At 69.6% G+C, this 21,477-nt stretch carries 23 protein-coding genes and 2 pseudogenes; 16 read left to right on the top strand and 9 right to left on the bottom strand.

Annotated features, from left to right (window positions below):
* The 3 genes and pseudogenes from ACFV2X_RS20390 to ACFV2X_RS20380 form a co-directional block, all read right to left on the bottom strand.
* Nucleotides 1–369: a helix-turn-helix domain-containing protein gene (locus ACFV2X_RS20390; protein WP_385618177.1), complete on the bottom strand. Its 369-nt coding sequence runs from the start codon at nt 367–369 to the stop codon at nt 1–3.
* Nucleotides 370–568: 199 nt separating this feature from the next.
* Nucleotides 569–811: pseudogene (locus ACFV2X_RS20385) on the bottom strand (DJ-1/PfpI family protein); the annotation flags it as partial.
* A gap of 69 nt (nt 812–880) precedes the next feature.
* Nucleotides 881–1,012: a hypothetical protein gene (locus tag ACFV2X_RS20380; RefSeq protein WP_385618176.1), complete on the bottom strand. Its 132-nt coding sequence runs from the start codon at nt 1,010–1,012 to the stop codon at nt 881–883.
* Nucleotides 1,013–1,085: 73 nt separating this feature from the next.
* Between ACFV2X_RS20380 and ACFV2X_RS20375 the strand changes: the two genes are divergently transcribed.
* Both ACFV2X_RS20375 and ACFV2X_RS20370 read left to right on the top strand, forming a co-directional pair.
* Nucleotides 1,086–1,754: a hypothetical protein gene (locus tag ACFV2X_RS20375; RefSeq protein ID WP_385618174.1), complete on the top strand. Its 669-nt coding sequence runs from the start codon at nt 1,086–1,088 to the stop codon at nt 1,752–1,754.
* A 195-nt stretch (nt 1,755–1,949) separates the two neighbouring features.
* Nucleotides 1,950–2,468, top strand: coding sequence for a carbonic anhydrase (locus tag ACFV2X_RS20370; protein ID WP_385618172.1), 519 nt, complete (start codon nt 1,950–1,952; stop codon nt 2,466–2,468).
* A gap of 36 nt (nt 2,469–2,504) precedes the next feature.
* Here the strand turns inward: ACFV2X_RS20370 and ACFV2X_RS20365 are convergent, their stop codons facing one another.
* Nucleotides 2,505–3,131 (bottom strand): TetR/AcrR family transcriptional regulator, encoded by a 627-nt coding sequence (locus ACFV2X_RS20365; RefSeq protein ID WP_385618170.1) that lies wholly within the window; start codon nt 3,129–3,131, stop codon nt 2,505–2,507.
* A gap of 265 nt (nt 3,132–3,396) precedes the next feature.
* On the opposite strand from ACFV2X_RS20365, the gene ACFV2X_RS20360 reads away from it, so the two are divergent.
* Nucleotides 3,397–4,272: an NAD(P)H-binding protein gene (locus tag ACFV2X_RS20360; protein ID WP_385618168.1), complete on the top strand. Its 876-nt coding sequence runs from the start codon at nt 3,397–3,399 to the stop codon at nt 4,270–4,272.
* A gap of 303 nt (nt 4,273–4,575) precedes the next feature.
* Here ACFV2X_RS20360 and ACFV2X_RS20355 read toward each other — a convergent pair whose 3' ends face one another.
* Nucleotides 4,576–5,223, bottom strand: coding sequence for a TetR/AcrR family transcriptional regulator (locus tag ACFV2X_RS20355; protein WP_385618165.1), 648 nt, complete (start codon nt 5,221–5,223; stop codon nt 4,576–4,578).
* Nucleotides 5,224–5,370: 147 nt separating this feature from the next.
* Here ACFV2X_RS20355 and ACFV2X_RS20350 point away from each other — a divergent pair, with 147 nt between their 5' ends.
* The 3 genes from ACFV2X_RS20350 (at nt 5,371) to ACFV2X_RS20340 (ending at nt 9,150) form a co-directional block, all read left to right on the top strand.
* Nucleotides 5,371–6,807 (top strand): MFS transporter, encoded by a 1,437-nt coding sequence (locus ACFV2X_RS20350; RefSeq protein WP_385618163.1) that lies wholly within the window; start codon nt 5,371–5,373, stop codon nt 6,805–6,807.
* 127 nt (nt 6,808–6,934) lie between these two features.
* Nucleotides 6,935–7,429: a hypothetical protein gene (locus ACFV2X_RS20345; RefSeq protein WP_385618161.1), complete on the top strand. Its 495-nt coding sequence runs from the start codon at nt 6,935–6,937 to the stop codon at nt 7,427–7,429.
* 95 nt (nt 7,430–7,524) lie between these two features.
* Nucleotides 7,525–9,150 (top strand): multicopper oxidase family protein, encoded by a 1,626-nt coding sequence (locus tag ACFV2X_RS20340; RefSeq protein WP_385618159.1) that lies wholly within the window; start codon nt 7,525–7,527, stop codon nt 9,148–9,150.
* Nucleotides 9,151–9,226: 76 nt separating this feature from the next.
* Here the strand turns inward: ACFV2X_RS20340 and ACFV2X_RS20335 are convergent, their stop codons facing one another.
* Entirely contained in the window at nt 9,227–9,997 is a 771-nt protein-coding gene (locus tag ACFV2X_RS20335) for a methyltransferase domain-containing protein (RefSeq protein ID WP_385618157.1), read from the bottom strand.
* A 29-nt stretch (nt 9,998–10,026) separates the two neighbouring features.
* On the opposite strand from ACFV2X_RS20335, the gene ACFV2X_RS20330 reads away from it, so the two are divergent.
* From ACFV2X_RS20330 to ACFV2X_RS20310, 5 genes are all read left to right on the top strand, one after another.
* Nucleotides 10,027–10,485: a MerR family transcriptional regulator gene (locus tag ACFV2X_RS20330; protein ID WP_385618155.1), complete on the top strand. Its 459-nt coding sequence runs from the start codon at nt 10,027–10,029 to the stop codon at nt 10,483–10,485.
* 161 nt (nt 10,486–10,646) lie between these two features.
* Nucleotides 10,647–11,423 carry a (5-formylfuran-3-yl)methyl phosphate synthase gene (locus ACFV2X_RS20325; protein WP_385618153.1) on the top strand — a complete coding sequence of 259 codons (777 nt, stop codon included), beginning with the start codon at nt 10,647–10,649 and terminating at the stop codon, nt 11,421–11,423.
* An 8-nt stretch (nt 11,424–11,431) separates the two neighbouring features.
* Complete coding sequence (locus ACFV2X_RS20320) at nt 11,432–12,835, top strand: aldehyde dehydrogenase family protein (protein ID WP_385618152.1); 1,404 nt, start codon at nt 11,432–11,434, stop codon at nt 12,833–12,835.
* A 2-nt stretch (nt 12,836–12,837) separates the two neighbouring features.
* A complete protein-coding gene (locus ACFV2X_RS20315; RefSeq protein WP_385618150.1) occupies nt 12,838–13,941 on the top strand; it encodes an NAD(P)-dependent alcohol dehydrogenase in 1,104 nt (367 codons plus the stop codon).
* A 103-nt stretch (nt 13,942–14,044) separates the two neighbouring features.
* The gene (locus ACFV2X_RS20310; RefSeq protein WP_385618148.1) at nt 14,045–14,953 is read left to right on the top strand and encodes a class I SAM-dependent methyltransferase; all 909 of its coding nucleotides are present in this window, start codon (nt 14,045–14,047) and stop codon (nt 14,951–14,953) included.
* Nucleotides 14,954–14,961: 8 nt separating this feature from the next.
* Here the strand turns inward: ACFV2X_RS20310 and ACFV2X_RS20305 are convergent, their stop codons facing one another.
* The gene (locus ACFV2X_RS20305) at nt 14,962–15,639 is read right to left on the bottom strand and encodes a sensor histidine kinase (protein WP_385618145.1); all 678 of its coding nucleotides are present in this window, start codon (nt 15,637–15,639) and stop codon (nt 14,962–14,964) included.
* Here ACFV2X_RS20305 and ACFV2X_RS20300 point away from each other — a divergent pair.
* The 3 genes and pseudogenes from ACFV2X_RS20300 to ACFV2X_RS20290 form a co-directional block, all read left to right on the top strand.
* Nucleotides 15,639–16,450 (top strand): annotated as a pseudogene (locus ACFV2X_RS20300) (ABC transporter permease); the annotation flags it as partial. The gene ACFV2X_RS20305 and the pseudogene ACFV2X_RS20300 sit on opposite strands and share 1 nt — an antisense overlap.
* Nucleotides 16,451–16,649: 199 nt before the next feature.
* Nucleotides 16,650–17,303: a DUF4232 domain-containing protein gene (locus tag ACFV2X_RS20295; protein WP_385618143.1), complete on the top strand. Its 654-nt coding sequence runs from the start codon at nt 16,650–16,652 to the stop codon at nt 17,301–17,303.
* 48 nt (nt 17,304–17,351) lie between these two features.
* The gene (locus ACFV2X_RS20290; RefSeq protein ID WP_385618140.1) at nt 17,352–18,077 is read left to right on the top strand and encodes a TetR/AcrR family transcriptional regulator; all 726 of its coding nucleotides are present in this window, start codon (nt 17,352–17,354) and stop codon (nt 18,075–18,077) included.
* A gap of 89 nt (nt 18,078–18,166) precedes the next feature.
* Here the strand turns inward: ACFV2X_RS20290 and ACFV2X_RS20285 are convergent, their stop codons facing one another.
* Together ACFV2X_RS20285 and ACFV2X_RS20280 are read right to left on the bottom strand one after the other, a co-directional pair.
* A complete protein-coding gene (locus ACFV2X_RS20285; protein WP_385618137.1) occupies nt 18,167–18,871 on the bottom strand; it encodes a Clp protease N-terminal domain-containing protein in 705 nt (234 codons plus the stop codon).
* 122 nt (nt 18,872–18,993) lie between these two features.
* The gene (locus tag ACFV2X_RS20280; RefSeq protein ID WP_385618135.1) at nt 18,994–19,917 is read right to left on the bottom strand and encodes a LysR family transcriptional regulator; all 924 of its coding nucleotides are present in this window, start codon (nt 19,915–19,917) and stop codon (nt 18,994–18,996) included.
* Nucleotides 19,918–20,009: 92 nt separating this feature from the next.
* On the opposite strand from ACFV2X_RS20280, the gene ACFV2X_RS20275 reads away from it, so the two are divergent.
* Both ACFV2X_RS20275 and ACFV2X_RS20270 read left to right on the top strand, forming a co-directional pair.
* Nucleotides 20,010–20,963, top strand: coding sequence for a DMT family transporter (locus ACFV2X_RS20275; protein ID WP_385618133.1), 954 nt, complete (start codon nt 20,010–20,012; stop codon nt 20,961–20,963).
* Nucleotides 20,933–21,454 (top strand): YbaK/EbsC family protein, encoded by a 522-nt coding sequence (locus ACFV2X_RS20270; RefSeq protein ID WP_385618131.1) that lies wholly within the window; start codon nt 20,933–20,935, stop codon nt 21,452–21,454. The genes ACFV2X_RS20275 and ACFV2X_RS20270 overlap by 31 nt, the downstream gene beginning before the upstream one ends.
* Nucleotides 21,455–21,477 lie beyond the last annotated feature (23 nt).

Here is a 21,477-nt window from a genome sequence, read left to right as displayed (position 1 = left end):
TCACCTGCCGGCGGCGGTTGCGCGGTCAGGTCCGCGTCCGTTCCGCCTTGTGGCGGAACAGAGTCCGGTATTCCTGGGGCGAGGTGCCGAGGTGCCGAGGTGCCGAGGTGCCGAGGTGCCGAGGTGCCGGTGGAAGGCGGCCCGCAGGGAAGCGGGGGCACCGAAGCCAGTGAGGCGGCCGACTTGTTCGACGGGCACAGCGCTCGCCTCCAGCAGTTCGCGTGCTCGGTCGATGCGTGCGTCGGTCAGCCAGGCCATCGGCGTAGTGCCGGTCTCCTCGCGGAAGCGGCGGATGAAGGTGCGCCGGGACATATGGGCTTGTTCTGCGAGGTCGTCGACGGTGAGTGGGTCCGCGAGGTTGTCGAGCATCCACTCCCGCAGGGGAGCGAGCTCGTCTCCGCTGGCTTCGGGGCGGAACTGTTCGATGAACTGTGCCTGGCCTCCCTGTCGCCGTGGCGGCGCGACGAGATCGCGTGCGTGTGTTCGCTGCCGCGGCGCCCAGGTCGGTGCGGATCAGGTGCAGGCACAGATCGATTCCCGCCGTCACGCCGGCGGACGTGAGGATGTCGCCGTCGTCTACGTAGAGCTGGTTGGGCAGGACATTGACGCGCGGGTAGCGCCGTCGCAGTTGCTCAGCCTGCCGCCAGTGCGTGGTGGCGGGGCGCCCGTCGAGCAGTCCGGCCGCGGCGAGGGCGAAGGCTCCGGTGCAGATGGAGACGAGCCGGGCGCCTCGGGCGTGGGCCGCCCGCAGCGCCGTCAGGAATCCGGCTGACGGGGTCGTGTCGATGTCGTCGTAACCCGGGATGATCACGGTGTCGGCGTCGTCCAGCGCTTCAAGGCCGGCCGCGACGGTGATCGCGAAGCCGGACCCGGGCACGGGTCAGGGCCCGCTTTCGGCGCGCACGGTCAGCTCGTAGTGCGGGTCCGTTGAGAAGATCTGCGTCGCGGTGCCGAATTCGAGCGCGAGGACACCGGGCAGCACGAGCACCGCAACGTGATGTCTTTTGGTCATAGTGGCACGACTGTAGCGTTGGTTGGCATCCGTGCCACTTTTTGCGCGAGGTCTGCCCTCGTAGCGTCACATCATGACCAATCCTCCTCCTACCCTCCCGAACGGGCTGCACGGCGACGTACTCGCCCTCCCTTCCGGGCCACTGGTCGAGGCGAGCCTCGCCGCGGCACGGGCCGCGGTGCATCCGTCCGTGCTGAACCACTGCATCCGCGGCTTCTACTGGGCCCGCCTGTTCGCCGCCCACCGGGGACTTCTCAACGACGCGGACTACGACGAGGAACTCCTCTTCGCCGCGAACGTGATGCACGACCTGGGAACCGGCCCGGACGCACCGGGCCGGCTCCGGTTCGAGATGGAGGGTGCCGATCTTGCCGCCGCCGTGCTGACCGGTCTCGGCGCCCCGGCCGTGGATGTCGACAAGGTCTGGGAGGCCATCGCTCTGCACACCATTCCGCAGATCCCCGAACGAATGGGGCTGCTGACCTACCTGACCTACGAAGGCATCTGGATCGACTTCGGCAAGAACGCCGACCTCGTGGCCGAGGAACAGAGTCAGATCCATGCCGCGTACCCGCGGCTTGCGATGGTCCGCCATCTGGCCGACGAAGTCCTTGCCCACGGTGCCCGCTCCGAGACAGCCGCGCCTCCCTGCACGATGGCCTACCACCTTGCGCAGGAGCGGGCAGCGGACGGCGTCAGCACCATGGAGCGCGGCGTGGTCAACGGTCCGTGGGGGGAGTAGGCGAGAAGCCCTCACGAGCCTCCGTCGGGAGGCCGCGGAGGCCGTGCCACGTACCCATTCCCTACGCGAAACGTTCCCGGCTTGCCAAGGAAGCCGGGGAGTCAACCGCGAGAACCGGAGTGGGATTTTGCAGCGTTCACGTTCCAAGGACAGCCGGGTTACAACGAAGCAGCGGCTCGGGAGATCATCGCCAGTGTGATTCCCGTCAGGACGATCGCCATGTACTGCTTCGACCCCCGGGCGGCCGGGGCTGCGCAGGCGGTGGCCGATTACTTCGGCGACGAGGTCTACCCCGGAGAACTTCTCCTCGACGAGACCGGCAGGAAGATGGGCTCCACAGCGACCGTGTTCCCCCTCATCGTCGGAGGTGGGCGCGCGGCGGACGCTCTTCGCTCGATCACGGTCTCCCAGCACCTCTTCGGAATCGAGCGGGTTGTTGTCGTGCACCACTCCTTCTGCGGCGCGACCTCCTTCGCGGCGGAGGGAATCACCGCTGCGTGGAAACACGAGCAGCACACTGACATCTCGTCGTTGTACGACTGGGACGGCATCTCCATCGCCGACTTCGAGAAGTCGCTCACCTACGACGTGAGCCTGATCCGCAACAGCCCGGGCACGCCCAAGCACATCGAGATTTACGGCCTTTTCTACGACATCGATTCCGGCGAGCTGACCGAGGTCGTTCGCGATGTTCCCGCCGAGGTCGCGTCGTAACCCGTCTCTGTTGAGGGTCCGCACTCCGCAGTACGGTCAGCGCTCCGCGGCGAATGACTCGATATAGGCCAGGGCCCCGTACAGCGCGTCACGCAGGGGTGTGGACTCGCCGGCCGCCTGGTCCAGCAGCGCTCCGCCCTGGAACGCGGCGGTGAGCAGGTGGGCGAGCGCGGCCGGGTCGGCCTCCGGCCGCAGTTCGCCGCGCTCGCGCATCTTGCTCAGGCCGTGCTTGAACAGCTCCTGCCACCGGTCGAAGCCGTCGGCCACCGTGTCCCGGTGGGCGGGCTCGGTCTTGACGACCTCGGCGGCCAGGGAGCCGAACGTGCATCCGCCGCGCAGCATGTCCTGCGAGGCGATGTAGGAGTCGGCCCACCGGCGCAGGGCGGCAAAGCTGTCCAGCTCGCCCAGCTCGGGCGCCTGGTGGCGGGCGACGATGCGGTCGGCCTGCCAGGCGAGCACGGCGCGCACCAGGGACTCCTTGGTGGGGAAGTGGCGCGTCAGCTGCGAGCCGCTGACCCCGGCGGCCTCGCGGATCTGCTCGTTGTTGGTGTTCTGCGCGCCGTGTTCGTAGATCAGCTCCGCCGCCGCCCTGACGATGCGTTCGCGTGTAGCCAGGCCCTTGGCGGTCAGCTTCTGACCCGGCGCTTCGCTGGTGGTGGTCATGGCGGCAATCGTAACGCAAAAAAGGGCTTGACAGCCCATTCCGATGGGTGTCTCCTGGAACTGGACCGAAAAGGGGCCGTCAAGCCCCTTTTCTTGCGAGGCGGACGGGATGTCCGCACAGGGCCGCGGCCACAGCCGCCCCGCTGGACGGGTATCGCACCGCCTCTCACCCATCTCGTGCGACACCCGCTCGAAGGACCGACGCTGGAGCTGCCGCCACTTCCCTCTCAAGAGCCACCCCCTCTCAAGAAACGGACTCGCGATCATGGAACGCAACCTCCTCGTGATCGGGGCCACCGGCAAGACCGGCGGTCACACCACCGAACTCCTGCTCCAGCGCGGGCATCGCGTCCGCGCGTTCGTCCGTGGCCTCGACGGGCGCGCCGAGCGGCTCGCTGCCCTCGGGGCGGACCTCGCCGAAGGCGACGCCCTGGACCTCGACTCCCTGGCGCGGGCGACCGAGGGGATCGACGCCCTGTACTTCGCCTATCCGATCCGTCCCGGCCTGATGGACGCCACCGCGAACGTGGCCCAGGCGGCGGAGGAGAACGGGGTCCAGGCGATCGTGAACATGTCGCAGATCTCCGCCCGCCGCCATACCGCCAGCAACGCGGCCCGCCAGCACTGGGTCGCCGAGCGCGTCCTGGACCACTCCCCGGTCGCCGTCACCCACATCCGCCCGACCTTCTTCGCCCAGTGGCTGATCGACACCTGGGCCGACGGAACCGGCGAACTGCGCCTGCCGTTCGCCGACGGACGCCACGCCCCCATCGCGGAAAGCGACCAGGCCAGGGTGATCGCGGCCATCCTGGAAGACCCCGCCCCGCACGCCGGCCAGATCTACCCGCTGTACGGAGCCGAGGAGCTCAACCACTACGAGATCGCCGAGAAGATGTCGCGGGCGCTGGACCGTGAAGTCACCTACGTTCCCATCGAACTCGACGAATTCGCCGCCATCCTGCGCGGGCGCGGCGCGCCGGACCACCTGATCCAGCACCTGCTCGCCGTGGCCGTCGACTACCGCAACGGTGTCTTCGCCGGCACCAACGACCTGGTGAAGACGATCGGCGGCAGCGACCCCCTCGACGTCGAGGGCTTCATCGCCCAAAACCGCGCGGCCTTCGACCTGCGCACTGCCTGAACTCTTCCGCACCGACTTCCTCGACCCCGCCGGCCCGCACCCCGGCTCCGACACGATCGACGACTACGCGCCCACCGTCAGCGCGATACGTGCAGCCGCCGCGAGTCTGAACCACGCCCAGCCCGGCGACCCGATCCCGAGGCGGGTTCATCACGGGAGTGGGGGAAGGGGCGGTTGGCCACCTGGGCGAAGACACCGAATGGGGCCAGCTTCGTGACGTGGCCACGCAGCGCCGCGGCGCATGACCTCAACACTCATGAAGTCCTGCGCACGCGGGCCCTCGGCGGCCTCGAGCGGCACAGGCTATGCGTCCCGTGGGCTGTAGTGATCCAGGAACATGTCGATTCCGTTGCTGACGAGACGGTCCGTCAGGTCCTCGTCGATGTGTGTGCCGTAGGAGCTGAAGACCATGTGCGGGAAGACCAGGAGCCCGTAGAACTGGATGATCGCCACCTGGAGGTCGGGGATTTCCAGCCGGCCCTGCTCGGCGAGGGAACGCAGGGCGCCGGCGACGGCGGGGTGGTGGCTCTCCGTGGCGTGGTGTTTCCATGCCTCGCCCAGCTCGGGGAAGCGGTGGAGTTCGGCGGCGACGAGATTGCGTAGAGCGGTGACCTCGTGATTGCTGCGGACGGCGTGGACCCAGGTGCGGGCCGCCTCGACGAGGGCTGTCCGCAGGTCATCGGCTTCCGTCAGGCCCTCGAGGGCGGCTGAGGACTCACCGGCGAGCGACTCGTCGAGCGCGCCGCTGATGACCGCCGTGAACAGGGCTTCCTTGCTGCCGAAGTGGTTGTAGACGGTCACCTTCGACACGCCTGCCTCGGCGGCGATGGTGTCCATTCCCACGCCGAAGCCCTCCCGCAGGAACAGCTCGCGGGCGGCCCGGACGATGGCCTGCCGCTTGAGCTCTGCCCGAGGGCCGCTCGGCGGTCGTCTGACGCTGTCCACGCTCATGACTTCGACCCTAGCATCCATCTGAACTGTACGGTTGAGTTCATGTGAACTGAACAGTATGGTTCAGATCTCTGCGGGCGGTCGAGCGGGACCGTGCGCGGCACGGACACGACCCTCGACCCTGACCACGCACCAGAAGGACCCGTCATGACCCACTCCGAAGCCGGTGCACCGCATACAGCCGAACACGACGACCACCCGCCCACCGACCCGCGCCGCTGGGCAGCCCTCGCGCTGATCTGCCTCGCCCAGTTCATGCTGATTCTCGACGTCACCGTCGTGAACGTTGCCCTGCCCGACATGGCGGCCGACCTCGACCTCGGCCGGGAGGCGGTGACCTGGGTGGTTACCGCCTACACCCTCTGCTTCGGCGGGTTGATGCTGCTCGGTGGCCGACTCGCCGACGCCCTGGGCGCCCGCCGTACGCTCCTCGCCGGACTCGCGCTGTTCACCGCCGCCTCGCTGGTCACCGGCCTGGCCGAGAACGCCCCGACACTGCTCGGCGGCCGGGTCGGCCAGGGCGTCGGCGCAGCCCTGCTCTCCCCGGCCGCACTCTCCATCGTCACCACCACCTTCCACGGCGCCGAACGCAACAAGGCGCTCGGTGTCTGGGCGGCCATCGGCGGCACCGGCTCCGCGGCCGGCGTCCTCCTGGGCGGAGCCTTGACCGACGGGCCTGGCTGGGAATGGGTGTTCTTCATCAACGTGCCGGTCGGGCTGCTCCTGTTGGTGGCCTTGCCCGCCTTCGTCCCGGCCCGAGCGCCGCAGCCCGCACGGCTCGACGTCCCCGGCGCGCTGCTGGTCACCGCGGGCACCGCCGCTCTGATCTACGGCCTGGTCAAGGCGGGGGACGCCGGCTGGGCGGCTGCCTCGAGCCTGCTGCCGCTGGTCGGCGCGGTGCTCGCGTACGCGGCGTTCGCGGGGGTCGAGCGGGCCGGCCGGGCCCCGCTGATGGACCTGCGGATGTTCACCCGGCGGCCCGTGCTCGCCGGGGCCTTCCTGATGCTGATCGCCACCGCCCTGCTGATCGCGTACTTCTTCCTCGGGTCTGTGTACTTGCAGCGAATCCGGGGCTTGGGCCCGCTGCGCACCGGGTTGGTGTTCCTGCCCGTTGCGGTCGCCACCGGTATCGGGGCACACCTCGGTTCCCGGCTCGTCGGCCGGATCGGCAGCCGCCCGACCGCTGTCGCGGGCATGCTCGTCGCCACCGCCGGAACCGTCCCGCTGACCCAGCTGTCGGAGACCGGCAGCGTGTACGCCCGGCTCCTGCCGGGCTTCGTGATCGCCTCGCTCGGCGTCGGCGCTGTGTTCGTCACGGCCACGACGACCGCACTGGCCATGGTGGAACACCGGGAGGCGGGGCTCGCCTCCGGAGTCGTCAACACCTTCCACGAGGTGGGTGGTTCGATCGGTGTCGCCGTCGTCTCCACCGTCGCGGCTTCCGGGTTCGAGCGAGGCTCGGTGGGTGGCTTCGCCGACGCGTTCATCGTGTGTGCGGTGGCGGCGGCCGCCAGTGCCGCCGTGGCCCTGGGCCTCGTACCGCGAGGCAAGCCGCAGTCGACCGGCGGCCCGCACGTGCACTGACCAAGAGTGGCCGCAGACCCGGAGGCCGAGCTCTCCGTACCCCGGTGTGAGCGACCGTACTGAAGTGCCACTTACCCCCGCCGGGTATATTGGCGGCACCGTCTCACCGGGAACCCAGAGGGCAGCGATGACAGCACAAGGAGCTTGGGCCCCGCGGACCAGCGCCTCGCGCGCCGCCGTCCGCTGGGCACGCGCTGCCGTCATCGCTCTGCTCGCGGCACTCGCCGTACTGATCCACCACGAGACGGCCGTCCTGGCGATCGGACCGACGCCCTCGTCCGCCGGACACGTGATGACGCCCGGCATGGTGATGGCGGGCAAGCATGCCGCACCGGCGACGGCCATGTCCGGGCACGCGCACGGAAGCTCCCCCGCACAGTCCGCCGCGCCGACGGCGACCGCCCCCGCGACGAACAGTGCCGATGGCCCGGCCTGCTCCGGTACGGCCATGCAGCACTGCTCGACCGCAAGCCTCGAGGCCGTGAAGCTCGCGGCACCGCAACAGACCCTTGTGCCGTGGGATGTCCCCGCGCACGGAGGTGTCACCGCGGGGCCGAAGGCCGCCGGGGCGGTGGACCGGGCGCCTCCGGACCTGTCCGTACTTTCTCAGCTGCGCATTTAGGCCGTGCCCACGGCTTTCTCGTGCTGCCTTTGTCATGCCGAGGAGCCGTTCCAGCACGCCAACTCCTTATGTGCACACTGAGATCGAGGACACCGATGAACAGCATCAACCGTCGCTCCGTCCTGCTCGCGGGGCTCGGCGTCGCGGGCGCCGGCGCGCTCGCCGCCTGCAGCAGCGGCTCCACCAGCACGCCCGCCCTGATCAGCCCCTCCGGCTCGGCGGTCGCCGCGACCGAGAAGAAGCGGAAGGGCACCGGCAGGACGCAGAAGGTGACCCTGACCGCCGCGCCCGCCATACTCGACCTCGGCGGCAGGATCATGGCCAAGAGCTGGGCATTCAGCGGTCAGGCCCCCGGCAAGGAGATCCGCCTGTCGGCCGGCGACACCTTGGCAGCCGAACTCTCCAACCAGCTCCCGAACAAGACGACCACGTCCATCCACTGGCACGGCCTCGCCATGCGCAACGACATGGACGGCGTGCCCCCGGTGACCCAGCAGGCCGTACGGGCGGGTGCCAACTTCACGTACCGTTTCATCGCCGACGCCCCCGGCACGTACTTCTTCCACCCCCACGTCGGCGTCCAGCTCGACCGCGGGCTGTACGCGCCGCTGATCGTCGAGGACCCCAAGGAGCCGTTGTCGTACGACGACGAATGGGTCGTCGTCCTGGACGACTGGGTCGACGGAGTCACCGGCACCCCCGACGAGGTCCTCGCCGAACTGCGCCAAGGCATGGGCGGCATGGACATGGGTGGCATGGACATGGGCGGTGACTCCGGCTCCGGAGGCATGGAAGGCCACGACATGCACGGCAAGGGGAGCATGGACATGGGGGAGGACCCCGCGTCCCCGTCCGCCTCGCCCGGGTCCGGCGGAAAGTCGATGAAGTTCATGCTGATGGGCGCCGAGAGCGAGCTGCTCGGCGGCGACGCCGGCGACGTGAAGTATCCGTACCACCTGGTCAACGGCCGAGTGCCGGCCGACCCGGACGTCTACCAGGGCAAGCCCGGCAAGCGGGTCCGACTGCGGATCATCAACGCGGGCGGTGACACCGCGTACCGGGTGGCGCTCGGCGGCCATAAGCTGACCATCACGCACACCGACGGGTTCCCCGTCGAGCACCAGCGGGTCGACGCCCTGCTGATCGGCATGGGGGAGCGGTACGACGTCCTGGTCACCGTCGGCGACGGCGTCTTCCCGCTCGTCGCGCTGGCCGAGGGCAAGAACGCCACCGGCATGGCCCTGGTGCGTACAGGATCCGGCAGCACGCCGAAGGCGACCGTCCGCCCGAAGGAACTGAACGGCAGGATCCTGACGGCGTCCCAGCTGCGCGCGGCCGACGATGTCCGCCTGCCGTCCAAGAAGGTGGACCGGGAGCACCGTGTCGAGCTGACCGGCGGCATGGACAAGTACAACTGGGCCATCAACGGCAAGGCATTCGACATGGACGACCCGGCCGCGCATCCGCTCACGATCGAGGAAGGGCAGCGGGTCCGGCTGGACTTCGTCAACACCACGGAGATGTGGCACCCGATGCACCTGCACGGCCACACCTACCAGCTCGGAAACACCGGCCCACGCAAGGACACCGCCATCGTGCTGCCCAAGAAGAAGCTGTCCGTCGTCTTCGACGCCGACAACCCCGGCCAGTGGATGCTGCACTGCCACAACGCGTACCACGGAGAGGCCGGCATGATGGCGCTGGTCGCGTACCAGGCCTGACCGTCACGGCTCCTGCCCGGTGCCGGGGCCGGCCCGCCCGGTCGGCCCCAGCACAGGGTAGTAGCCGGCTACCGCTTCATCGCGGTGCGGTCGCCGCTGCCACGAACATCGGCAGCGCCAGGAAGACCCGGTCGGCCTCGGCCCGCTCACGCTGCTCAGCGATCCAGCTGTTCGCTTGTTTGCGCGTGACGGCGCCGACGGAGCAAGCTCCCTCGACCAGGCCGGTGAGCATGGGCAACATCGTCGGCCCGGTGAAAACGCCCGTGTGCACCTCGACCGTCACATCGTCGAAGCAGGCGTCCAGCAGTAGGTTGCGGTATCGGCGAGCGGCACGCGGGCCGGCGGTCAGGTCGGCGCGGGCGTGCACGATGGTGCGGGTAAGGGCCGGATCGGCGGAGTCGATGACGAACGTGTCCCAGTCCTGCCCGACCAGCACGATCCGCCCTCCGGGTACGAGAACCCTGCGCGCTTCCGCCAACGCCCGCTCCGGTTCACCCAGTTCATGGAACACCTTGTCGGCCCGGTAACCGTCCACTGAGGCGTCCTGCAGCGGCAACTCGTATGCCCCCGCGATCCGGTAGTCCCCCTCGGGCCACCGGCCGCGGGCGACGGCGATCATCCGCTCGCTCGGGTCCACACCGACGGCCTTCACGCCCTGCTCGACCAGTTCCGCCACGGCCCGTCCGGCGCCACACCCCACGTCGACCACCCACTTGCCGGCGGCGGCGCCGAGCAAGTCGCAGGACAGAGCTCTCAGTTCCTTGGCACCCGGTAGACGGTCGGCCGCGTCGAGCAGCGCGATGAGATCGTCCGCCGACTGGGGTTTCTGATCTGTTTCCCTGTTCATGACCCCCAAGGCTGCGACTTAATGTCGGCATGAAGTCAAGCGAGCACGGGATGACTGCCGACGGCGGGCGCGAGCTCATGAGCATCGGTGCCATCGCCCAACGCTTCGGTCTGGCCACGCACGTCCTGCGGCACTGGGAGTCAATGGGGATCCTCACCCCTGCACGCGATGCCGCCGGTCGGCGCCGCTACGGCATCACCGACCTCACGCGCGTCGCCGTCATCCTGCGCGCCAAGGAGGCAGGGCTCTCCCTCGACACCATCCGCTCTCTGGCCGCTGCCGCCGATCCGACACAGCGACGGGACATCCTGTACGAGGAGGCCGAGGCGCTTCGCTCCCGTATCGCAGCTGCGCAGGCGTCCCTCGACCTCATCGAATGCGCCCTCGGCTGCGATCACGAGGACTTCACCCAGTGCGCTCATTTCCAGCAGATGGTGGCAGATCGCATCGGCCTGGACGCTGCTCCCCACATCCCCATCAGGCCGTAGGGTTCGAACCGGCGTGGACGGCGTGCTGAGGGGCGCGGACACGTCATGCAACGACCCGTTCGGACTCCGTGCGCTCTGCCGGTGGCCACGGGCCGCAGCAATGATGAGCAGACCGCACGTGATCCAGACGACTCCGCACACCTGCCCCTTGGCAGGTGGATATGCGGTGGAAGGAATCCACGTTGTTGCTTCTCATCTCCCCGGACAGCGTCGAGGAGGCTCTCGACTGCGCGAAGGCGGCGGAGCACCTCGACATCGTCGATGTCAAGAAGCCCGACGAGGGCTCGCTGGGCGCGAACTTCCCGTGGGTCATCAGGGAGATCCGCGATGCGGTCCCGGCGGACAAGCCGGTGTCCGCCACCGTGGGAGACGTCCCGTACAAGCCCGGCACGGTGGCTCAGGCGGCGCTCGGTGCAGTTGTCTCCGGAGCCACGTATATCAAGGTCGGCCTCTACGGCTGCACGACGCCCGAACAGGCCATCGAGGTCATGCGAGGGGTCGTCCGGGCAGTGAAGGACTATCGGCCGGACGCGTTCGTCGTCGCCTCGGGTTACGCCGACGCCGACCGGATCGGCTGCGTCAACCCGCTCGCGCTGCCCGACATCGCCCGCCGTTCCGGGGCCGACGCGGCCATGCTCGACACCGCGATCAAGGACGGGACACGGCTGTTCGACCACGTTCCGCCCGACGTCTGCGCGGAGTTCGTCCGGCTGGCCCACGAGGCCGATCTGCTCGCCGCCCTCGCGGGCAGCGTCAAGGTGGGAGACCTCGGCGCGCTGACCCGCATCGGCACGGACATCGTGGGGGTGCGCGGGGCGGTCTGCCAGGGGGGCGACCGCACCACCGGAAGGATTCAGCCGCAGCTGGTGGCCGCCTTCCGGGCGGAGATGGACCGGCATGCCCGGGAGCACGCAGCTGCCGTCGCCGCCGCGAGCTGACCGCCGGCATGCTGACACGTTTACCCCGTCGCGCGCCCGGGACCCGCGGCGAGCGCTTCGCCGTTCTCGATCCGGCAGTGGGCGAGGCCTTCGACGAGGCTCCCGATCAGCGCCCGGACGAGTTGGACGCCATCGTCGAGCGGGCCCACGAGGCCTGGCGCGGCTGGCGGGCCGATCCCGTCGCCCGCACCACCGCGTTGCTCGCGGCAGCCGACGCCGTGGAGGCGGCCGGGGCCGACCTCGCTCCGCTGCTCACCCGTGAACAGGGCAAACCCCTGGCCGAGTCGTACGCGGAGATCGCCCGTACGGCGGCCCGCCTGCGCTACTTCGCCGAGCTGGACCCCGGGCCCCAGCCGATCACGGACGGTCGGCCGGTACGCAGCGAGATCCGCTGGCGACCGCTCGGGCCCGTCGCCGCGATCGTCCCGTGGAATTTTCCCCTCCAGCTCGCGTCGGCGAAGTTCGCGCCCGCGCTCGCCGCAGGCAACACGATGGTGCTCAAGCCCTCCCCGTTCACGCCCCTCGCCACACGGCTGCTGGGGTCCGTCATCTCCACCGCGCTCCCCGAGGACGTACTGACGATCGTCACCGGTCGCGAACCCCTCGGCGCCCGCCTCGCGTCCCATCCGGGGATCCGCCATGTGACCTTCACCGGTTCGATGCGCACCGGACGGGCCGTCGCGGAGGGCGCGGCGGCCTCGCTCGCCCGGGTCACCCTGGAGCTGGGCGGTAACGACGCCGCCATCCTGCTGGAGGACGTGGATGTGGAGCGGATCGCGGACCGGTTGTTCTGGGCGGCGTTCCGCAACTGCGGGCAGGTCTGCATGGCGGTCAAGCGCGTCTACGCCCCGGCCCGGCTCTACTCCCAGGTGGCCGAGGCCCTGGCAGAGCGCGCGAAGACCGCCGTCGTCGGAGCAGGGCTCGACCCGGGATCGCAGCTGGGGCCGGTCAACAACGCTCCTCAACTGGCCCGGGTCGAGCGCTACACGACCCAGGCCCTGGCAGTCGGCGCCAGAGCCGTGGCCGGTGGCCACCGGCTGGACCGACCGGGCTACTTCTTCGCCGCGACGATCCTGGCCGATGTCCCCTCCGACAGCCCGGTGGTGACGGAGGAGCAGTTCGGTCCGGTCCTGCCCGTGCTGCCGTACGGGAGCCTCGACGAAGCCGTCGAGGCGGCCAACGGCACCGGTTTCGGGCTGGGCGGCTCGGTATGGGGGACCGACCTCGACCGGGCCGAGGCGGTGGCCGACCGGCTGGAGTGCGGGACGGCGTGGATCAACCACCACGCCGAACTGTCCCTCGCCCAGCCCTTCGCGGGCATCAAGGAGAGCGGTGTCGGCGTCGCGGGCGGGCCGTGGGGGCTCTACGGGAACCTCCGGCCGTTCGTCGTGCACCGTCCGGAGGAGGCGTGACGATGAGGTTCGGTGCGGCGGTACTGCGCTCGTACCAGAGCCGCTTCGCCGTCGAGGAGGTGATCCTGAACGCGGGCCCGGCCGACGGCGAGATCCTGGTCCGGATCGCGGGCTGTGGGATGTGCCGGACCGATCTCGCGGTCCGGCGTTCGGCGGGCCGCACACCGCTGCCGGCGGTGCTCGGCCACGAGGGGGCCGGGGTCGTGGTGGAGACGGGCGGCCCGGACACCGGCCTGAGCGTCGGCGACCATATCGTGCTGAGCTTCGACTCCTGCGGACGCTGCCGGAACTGTATGGGCGCGGCCCCCGCCTACTGTGACTCGTTCGCCTCGCTCAACCTCTTCGGAGGGCGCAAGGAGAACGCGGCGCGGTTCACCGACGCGGCCGGGGACGAATTGGCTCCCCGGTGGTTCGGCCAGTCCTCCTTCGCCGAGTACGCGATGGTCCCGGCCCGCAACGCCGTCCGGGTCGATCCCTCGCTGCCCGTCGAACTGCTCGGACCGCTCGGCTGCTCCTTCCTCACCGGCGCCGGAGCGGTCTTCAACTCCTTCGGCGTCGGCCCCGGCGACACCGTCGCGGTCTTCGGCGCGGGAGCGGTGGGTCTGGCCGCGGTGATGGCGGCCACCGCCGCCGGGGCAGTGACGGTGGCCGTCGACCGGCACCCCGAACGGCTGGCCCTCGCCGAGCGGCTTCGCGCGATCCCGCTGCACGCGGCGTCGGCCGACCTGCCCGGCCGTATTCAGCGGCTGACCGACGGCGGCGCGCAGTACGCGCTGGACACCACGGGCTCCGCCCAGCTGATCAACGACGCGCTCCGGGCCCTGCGCCCGACCGGCCACCTCGGCCTGGTGGCCCGGCTCCACACCGCGCTGCCGCTCGAACCGGGGGCACTGGACCGGGGCCGCAGGATCTCCCACATCTGCGAGGGGGACGCGGTGCCGGGACTGCTGATTCCGCGGCTGACCGGGCTGTGGCAGGCCGGCTGGTTCCCTTTCGACCAGCTGATCCGTACGTACCCGCTCGCCGACATCAACGAGGCCGAACGCGCCTGCGACGCGGGCCGCGTGGTCAAACCCGTCCTGGTTCCGCAGGGGAGGGGGCGATGAGCGAGGCGTTTCAACACCGCCGCCTGTCCGATGGGCCGCCACCTGGCGGGCGCCATCTGGCGGGCAGCCACGGACACCGCACCCTCGCGCCAAGGGAGGACACATGGTCGGCACAGCGCATCGGAACACCGGTGTGGAAGGTGTGGAAGGGGGTGTCGGTCTGACCGCTCTCATGGTCGCCGCGGCACGGGCGATCGAGACCCACCGCCACGACAGCCTGGCACGGGACGTCTACGCAGAGCACTTCGTGCTCGCCGCACCGGCGTCCGCGGGCTGGCCGGTCCGCATACAACAGGTTCCGGACGGGGACGCGAACCCGCTGTGGGGGCGATTCGCGCGTTACTTCGGTCTGCGGACGAGGGTCCTCGACGACTTTCTCCTCCGGTCGGTGCACACGGGGGGCGCCCGCCAAGTGGTCCTGCTCGGAGCGGGGTTGGATTCGCGGGCGTTCCGTCTCGATTGGCCCTGCGGCTGCGTGGTCTTCGAGGTCGACCGGGAAGGCGTGCTGGCGTTCAAACACAAGGTGCTCGGCGGACTGTCGGCAACCCCGAAGGCAGCGCGCGTACCGATCCCGATCGATCTGCGCGCCGACTGGGTCGGAGCGCTGACCGACGCCGGCTTCGACGCGGCCGCACCGAGCGTCTGGCTGGCCGAGGGGTTGCTGTTCTACCTGCCAGGCGCCGCCGAGACGTACCTCATCGACACGGTGGACCGGTTGAGCACGGAGGGAAGCGCCCTGGCATACGAGGTCAAGCTCGAGAAGGACTTGCTGGAGTTCAGCGACAGCCCGCTCTACACCTCGACGAAACACCAGATCGGCATCGACCTGCTCAACCTGTTCGATGGCGAGCCGCGGCCCGACTCCGCAGGCGATCTGGTGGGCAAGGGCTGGTCCACATCGGTCCACACGCCCTTCGACTTCACCCGCCGGCACGGACGCGGCCCGCTGCCCGAGCCGGGCGACGCGCTGGCGGGCAACCGGTGGGTCTTCGCGAACAAGCCACGGCCGTAACGCTGCCGTCAGTGTCGCGGTCCGGGTTCCGTGGCGCTTGAGTGGCGCGGCAGGCGGAGCGTGAAGGTTGAACCGACGTTCGGAGTGCTGACCGCGGTGACCGGTCCCTTGCGCGCTTCGGCCAGGCGGCGCACGATGGCCAGCCCGAGGCCGCTCCCGCCGCTCTGCCTGCCGCGGGACTTCTCAGCCCGCCAGAACCGGTCGAAGACATGCGGCAACTCATCGGCTGAGATCCTGGTTCCGGTGTCCGCCACGTCAATCTCAACGGTCTCGGGATCGGCACGGGCGCTCAGGGTGACGGATCCTCCCGCAGGTGTGTGGCGAATCGCGTTCGACACGAGGTTGCCCACCATCTGCCGTGCCCGTACGGGATCAGTCATGGCCAGGATGGCTTCGCTGTCCGCCATGGTGAGGGTGTCCGCCACGGTGACGGTGACACCTGCTGCCGCGGCGGTGGCCTGGTTGGCCATGGCGGTGGCCGACAGCAGTCCGGAGACCTGTACGGGCTCCGGCGCCAGGCGAAGCTCGCCGGCCTCGGCCGCTGAAAGGTCCCGGAGGTCGTCGATGATGTGCTGCAGTTGGCACGACTGTCCCAGCAGGGAGGTCACCAGATCGGGGTCGGGACGTGCGATGCCGTCCTCGACCGCCTCGAGCCAGCCCCGGATGTTGCTCACCGGGGTGCGCATCGGGCCGCTTCCTGAGCCCGTCCACTGACCGGCTGCCCACCGTCGTGCTCGGCCACCAGGCCGCCGCCCGGCCCGGTATTCCCCGTATCTTCCGGGGCAGCGGGCCCCGCAGGTCATCATCGATCAGACGTGGTTCAGCGTCATCGGCATCCTCGACCCGGTACCACTTGCCGAGGACCTCGACCGCTCCGTACTGGTGGGCTGGCAGACGGCGCAACAGGAGCTCGCCTTCGACGGACACCCCACCGTCGTCTATGTGCGGGCCGATGAAGACGCCATGGAGGCCGTGGCCGACGTCCTTCCCGCCACCGTGTACCCGCAGCTCCCCGGGCTGGTGCAGGTCAGTCGGCCATCCGATGCCCTGGCCGCAAAGCGGGCGGCGGACAGCACGTTCTCGGCTCTCTTCCTAGGACTGTCGGGGGTGGCACTCCTGGTTGGCGGCATCGGAGTCGCCAACACCATGTACATCTCCGTCCTCGAACGGCGCAGTGAGATCTGTCTTCGGCGTGCGCTGGGAGCCAACCGCAGGCAGATTCGCGGCCAGTTCATGACCGAATCCGTGGTGCTCTCGTTGCTCGGCGGTGTGGCAGCGGGAACGGTGATGGGCGCTCTGGCCACGGTCGCCTACGTGACGTATCAGGGCTGGCCGCCGGTGATCCCGCTGACCGCCGTCGCCATGGGCACGGGCGGGGCGACAACCATCGGCGTCCTGGCCGGGGTGTACCCCTCCGTACGTGCCGCCCGCCTGGCACCTACCGAGGCGCTGAGCACCGACCGTGATCCGCTCCACGACCAGCTCCATCGACCCTGACACCGTTCCTCGCCACGTCCCAGGCGGCTGGCCGCGTCCCATTCCCGTATTCCAGGCTGCCTGGATCGCTCCTGGTCAAGGCCCGTTTTCCGTCCCAGCGTATCCAATTGCCGGTCCTTCGTAGCGGCTGGGACGGATCACCCAACAGACTCCGGTCATCCAGCACCCCCCATGCACCACAGAAGGGCACACCACCCACATGTCCAGTGTCCGGGACACCCGTACCCGCCTGCTGACCGCCACCGCAGCCGTCGCGATCGCCGCTCTCGCCCTGACCGCGTGCAGCGACGGATCGGGGGAGTCTGATGAGGGCTCGTCGGCAGGTGGCTCCCCGGCTGGCTCCTCGACCGGCTCCTCCTCTCGCTCGTCCTCCGGCTCGTCCGCCGGTAAGGATGTGAAGTCCGGCGGCGCCGGTGCGAGTGGCAACAAGGCCGTCGCCTGCAAGAGTTCCAGCATCAAGACGGTTGCGTCCCCGGTGAATCGCCCGGTGAACCACATGCTGCTCACGGTCACCAACACCGGCAGCGCCCCCTGCGACCTCTACGGCTACCCGGCCGCCCGCTTCGGCGAGGCCCAGTCGGTGCCGCGGGTCAACGAGGACTCCAAGCCGCAGGCCGTCGTCACGCTTGCCCCGGGCAAGTCCGGCTACGCGGCGGTGAACCTGTCGGCCACCGACGGCAGTGGCACGAACGGCCACACCGTGAAATCCCTCGCCGTCACCTTCCGGGACCGCGCCGGGGAGAACACCTCCTGGGTCGCCCACCCGTCTCTGCCCGCCGAGGGCGTCTACGTGGATGACTCCCTGAGCGTCACGTACTGGCAGCAGTCGATGGACAACGCCCTCAGCTGGTAACACCACCGCCGCCGCGCACCGCCGCGCATCGGCTCACTTGGCGACGTCATGCCGCTTGTGGACGGAGAAGGAGAAGGGTTGATGAATGTTATGGCGACGGGGAATCGCCCTGTGGGAGGGATGAGCGAGCGGCGGCGTACGCGGCTGCGGCTGGAGATCTCCCGGGAGGCGGCGCGCCTGTTCTGGAAGCAGGGCGTGGCCGCGACCAGCGGCGACCAGATCGCCGATGCGGTGGGGCTGTCCACGCGCACCATCTGGCGCCACTTCCGCAGCAAGGAAGCCTGCGCCGAGCCGATCGTCATGCAGGGCGTCGTCACCTTGATGAGCGTGCTGCACAGCTGGCCGAAGGACAGGTCCCTCGAAGACCACCTGGCGGGGGAGCTGGTCCGGCTCCAGTACGAGACGCGGCCGGTCGACTTGGCCGATGAGATGCTGGCGATGAAGATGATCCGGCTTGCCGACACTGAACCGGCGCTGCGCACGGCCTGGCTGATGGCCTGTGACCAGACCGAACAGCAGATGCGCGTGATCATCGGCGGCCGACTGGGGCGCCCGGCAGGTGATCTGGAAGTGCGGCTGCACGCCGCGGCCACCGCCGCGGTGGTGCGGGTGCTGGATGAGCAGATCGGCGTCGCATTCCTCGCCGGCGCCGGCGCCGGTGTCGGAACCGGCGCCGACTCCACGGAACTGACCGAGGTGAAGGCCGCCGCCGTGCGCTTCGCCCACGCGATCCGCACGGCCACCGGCGGGGCCGTCGGCGACCCCATCGCCTGACCGAACAGAGCTGATCACGGGTGAGCAGGCGCGCTGCCTGACCTGCGGCGGGATATCGGTCCGGTTTGGCGCGGCGGCGGCTCGTTTCGTTACTGCTTGTCGCGCACGGCGAGCCGTTTGGCGATCTCGGTCTTGACCGTCTCGTGCAACTCGTCCGACGTGAAGCGGAGGTTGCGCAGGATCTGCGCGGCGGGGCTCTCCTCGGCGCGGATCAGGCCCAGCAGTGTGTGTTCCGTGCCGACCCAGTCGTGGCCGAGGTCGGCCGACGCGCGGTGCGCCTGCTCGATGGCCTCCTTGCTCTCCGGCCGGAACGGGATGTGACCTCGCAGCGCCTTCTGTCCGGCCGGCGGCATCGCTTCCTCGATCGCGTCGCGGATGCGTTGCTCCGACTCGGTTTTCGCCATCAGCACCTCGTACGCCAGGCCCTGCGGTTCGCCGAGCAGGCCGAGCAGGATGTGTTCGGTGCCGATGAAGTCGTGCCTGTGGGTTCGGGCGGCCTCCTGTGCCAGCACGATGCTGTGCCGGTTCAGATTGGTGAACCGGTCAAATGCGGCGGGCTTGTGGCGTTGCTGGGCGGCCTGTTTGGACACCCCGATGGCGTCGCCGATCTCGGTCCACGACGCGCCGGTCCGCTTGGCCTTGCTGACGTAGTGGTCGATGAGCTGGTCACCGAGGTCGGACAGGGTCTGGGCACGAAGCCGCGCCTCGCTGATGCGGGCCAGTTCGTCGGCGTCGGAAAGTTCCTCATCGAGACGGGCGATCAGGTCGGCGAGGCTGATGTCGAGTGGGCTCATGCGTCAATCGTAAGTTGACGATGCGGAGTCGTCAACTTGTAATTGACGCTCGTTCCGGGTGCGCTACACAGGTTTCCGGCACCCACTGGCGGCGTGCGGTGTCTTTCTGGCCGCCGCCACGGTCAAGCGCGCTCGGACGCGTGGGTGTCCTGGCTTTGGATCTCTGCGGCGGCGCGGTGCAACTCGGCGAGGACGGTTCGGACGGCCCGTCGTGCGGTGCGTTCCGGTCGGTGGAGGACATCGATGTGGCGTCGGGCGTGGACTGCGCCCAGCGGCCGCAGGACGAGGTTGGGGTGCTCGCGGGCTGTCCAGCGTGGCATCAGCGCCAGGCCGCCGCCGGCGGCTACGGCCTCGGCGACCACGGCGAATTCGTTGATGCGGTGGGCGATGTCGAGGCGGCGGTTGGCGACACTGGCGATGGCTTCGATGGTGGTCATAAGGGGGAAGCCGTCGTGGACGGTGATCCAGGGCTGGTCGGCCACGTCATGTGGCATGAGCAGCGACTTGGAGGCCAGCGGGTGGCCGGTCGGCAGGGCGACATCGAGCGGCTCTCGCAGCAGGGTGCTGGCGGTGACGGTGCGTGGCCAGGGTGGGCCGTGGTCGAGGCGGTGGGCGAGAACGAGGTCGTACTCACGGGTGAGGGCGGGGAAGCGGTCCTGGGCGACATCTTCGTCGGCGAGAGCCAGTCGTGGGTGGCCCGGCCCGGCGAGGCTGCGCAGCACCAGGGGGAAGAACGCGGAGGCCGCGCTGTGGAACGCCGCCAGCGAGACGTCGCCGTCGGGCTGTTCGGCGAAGTCGGCGATGGTGTGTCGCGCCCGGGCCAGGGCCGTCTCCACCTCGATGGCCGCGCGGGCCAGGGCTTGCCCGGCTTCGGTCAGCACCACCCGGCGCCCGGCGCGCTCGGTGAGCGGGACGGGGATCGAGCGCTGCAGCAAGCGCAACTGCTGCGAGATGGCGGAAGGCGTCACATGCAGTGCCTTGGCGACCGCACTGACACTGCCCAGTTCTCCCAGTTCCCGCAGGATCTGAAGTTGCCGCTCATCCATGCGGACAGTGTAGGTCTCGGTGTAGGGATGCTACAGCTTTGCTTTAGAAGCTGGTGATTGTCTTCAACATCCTGATGGTGCAGCGTGGGCATATGCCCGTTGCACGCCGTACCGATGTAGCGCTGTTCCTGATCGCGCTGGTCTGGGGTTCCAGCTACCTGGCGGCCAAGACGGCCACCGGCGCGCTCCCGGTTACCACCGTGCTGTTCGCCCGATACGCGATCTCCGCGCTCGCGTGCGGAGCCTTGGTCGCCTCCTGTCGCCGGGCGCGCCGCTGGACCCGCGCGGAGGTCCGCGCCGGGTCGCTGCTGGGGGTTACGCAGGCAGCCGTTCTGGTACTGGAGACCTACGGGGTCGCGCACACCAGCGCCGCGAACGCCGGGCTGATCATCAGCCTGACCATTGTGCTGACGCCGCTGCTGGACCGGACCGCGAGCAGCCGCGGACTGCCCTGGACGTTCTTCGTCGCCGCCGGCCTGTGCGTGCTGGCCGTCGGGCTGCTCACCTCCAGCAGCGGATTGCACGCGCTACGGCTCGGCGACGCCCTGGTGCTCGCCGCCGCGGTTGTACGGGCCGGGCACGTCGCGCTCGTCGGACGGCTCACCGCCCGCCACCCCATGGATCCGCTCCATCTGACGACCGCGCAGACAGTCGTCGGCTCGGCGTTGTTCCTGGTGCCCGCCCTCATGCAGCTGCCCGACCTTGCCCACAGCAGCGCCACCACATGGTCGCAGCTGATCTATCTCGCCCTGTTCTGCAGCGTGTTCGCCTTCCTCGTCCAGACCTGGGCCGTGCAACGCACCTCCGCCAGCCGGGCCAGCCTGCTGCTGGGCACCGAACCGATCTGGGCCGTCGCGATCGGGATCAGTTTCGGCGGCGAACGGCTCACCGTCTTGGCCTCCCTCGGCGCCGTGCTCATGATCGCCGGAACGTACTGGGGCCAGGCCATCGAACGCACCCATCGCACCGCCGCCGCCACCGCCGCCGCCGCCAAAACCGTGGAAGAGGACAGCACGTGCCCCACCCCGACACCTACCAGCGTCTGATCGCCCTGTTCGACACCACCCAGACCCCCTATCGGCTCATCGACCATGAACCGGACGGCACCACGGAATCGGTCAGTGCCCTGCGCGGTCACCCCGTGTCCCACGCAGCCAAGTGCATCATCCTCAGAGTCAAGACCGACCGGCGCACCACCCGCCACGTGCTCGCGGTCGTCCCCGGCGACCGGCGCGTCGACCTGGACGCCGTCCGCCGGCTGTTCGACGCCCGCTACGTCGGATTCAGCGACGCGGCGACCGCCGAACGACTGGCCCACGCCGTCCCCGGCACGGTCCTCCCCTTCGCGTTCGATCCCGATCTCGAACTCGTCGCCGACCCCGAGATCGTCACCCGTCCACAGCTCTACTTCAACGCCGCCCGCCTCGACCGCTCCGCCGTCATCTCCGGCGGCGACTACGTCCGGCTCGCCCACCCGCGGATCGAACGCATCGCCACCCCCGACGACATCGGCGCCCAGGCGCCCACACCGGTATGAGCGCTCCTCGGGCGAAGGAGTGC

The sequence above is a fragment of the Streptomyces sp. NPDC059679 genome, from assembly GCF_042734105.1.
Lineage (GTDB): Bacteria > Actinomycetota > Actinomycetes > Streptomycetales > Streptomycetaceae > Streptomyces.
The sequence above is the reverse complement of the archived record's forward strand: the minus strand, read 5'-3'. Positions and strand labels throughout refer to the sequence as shown.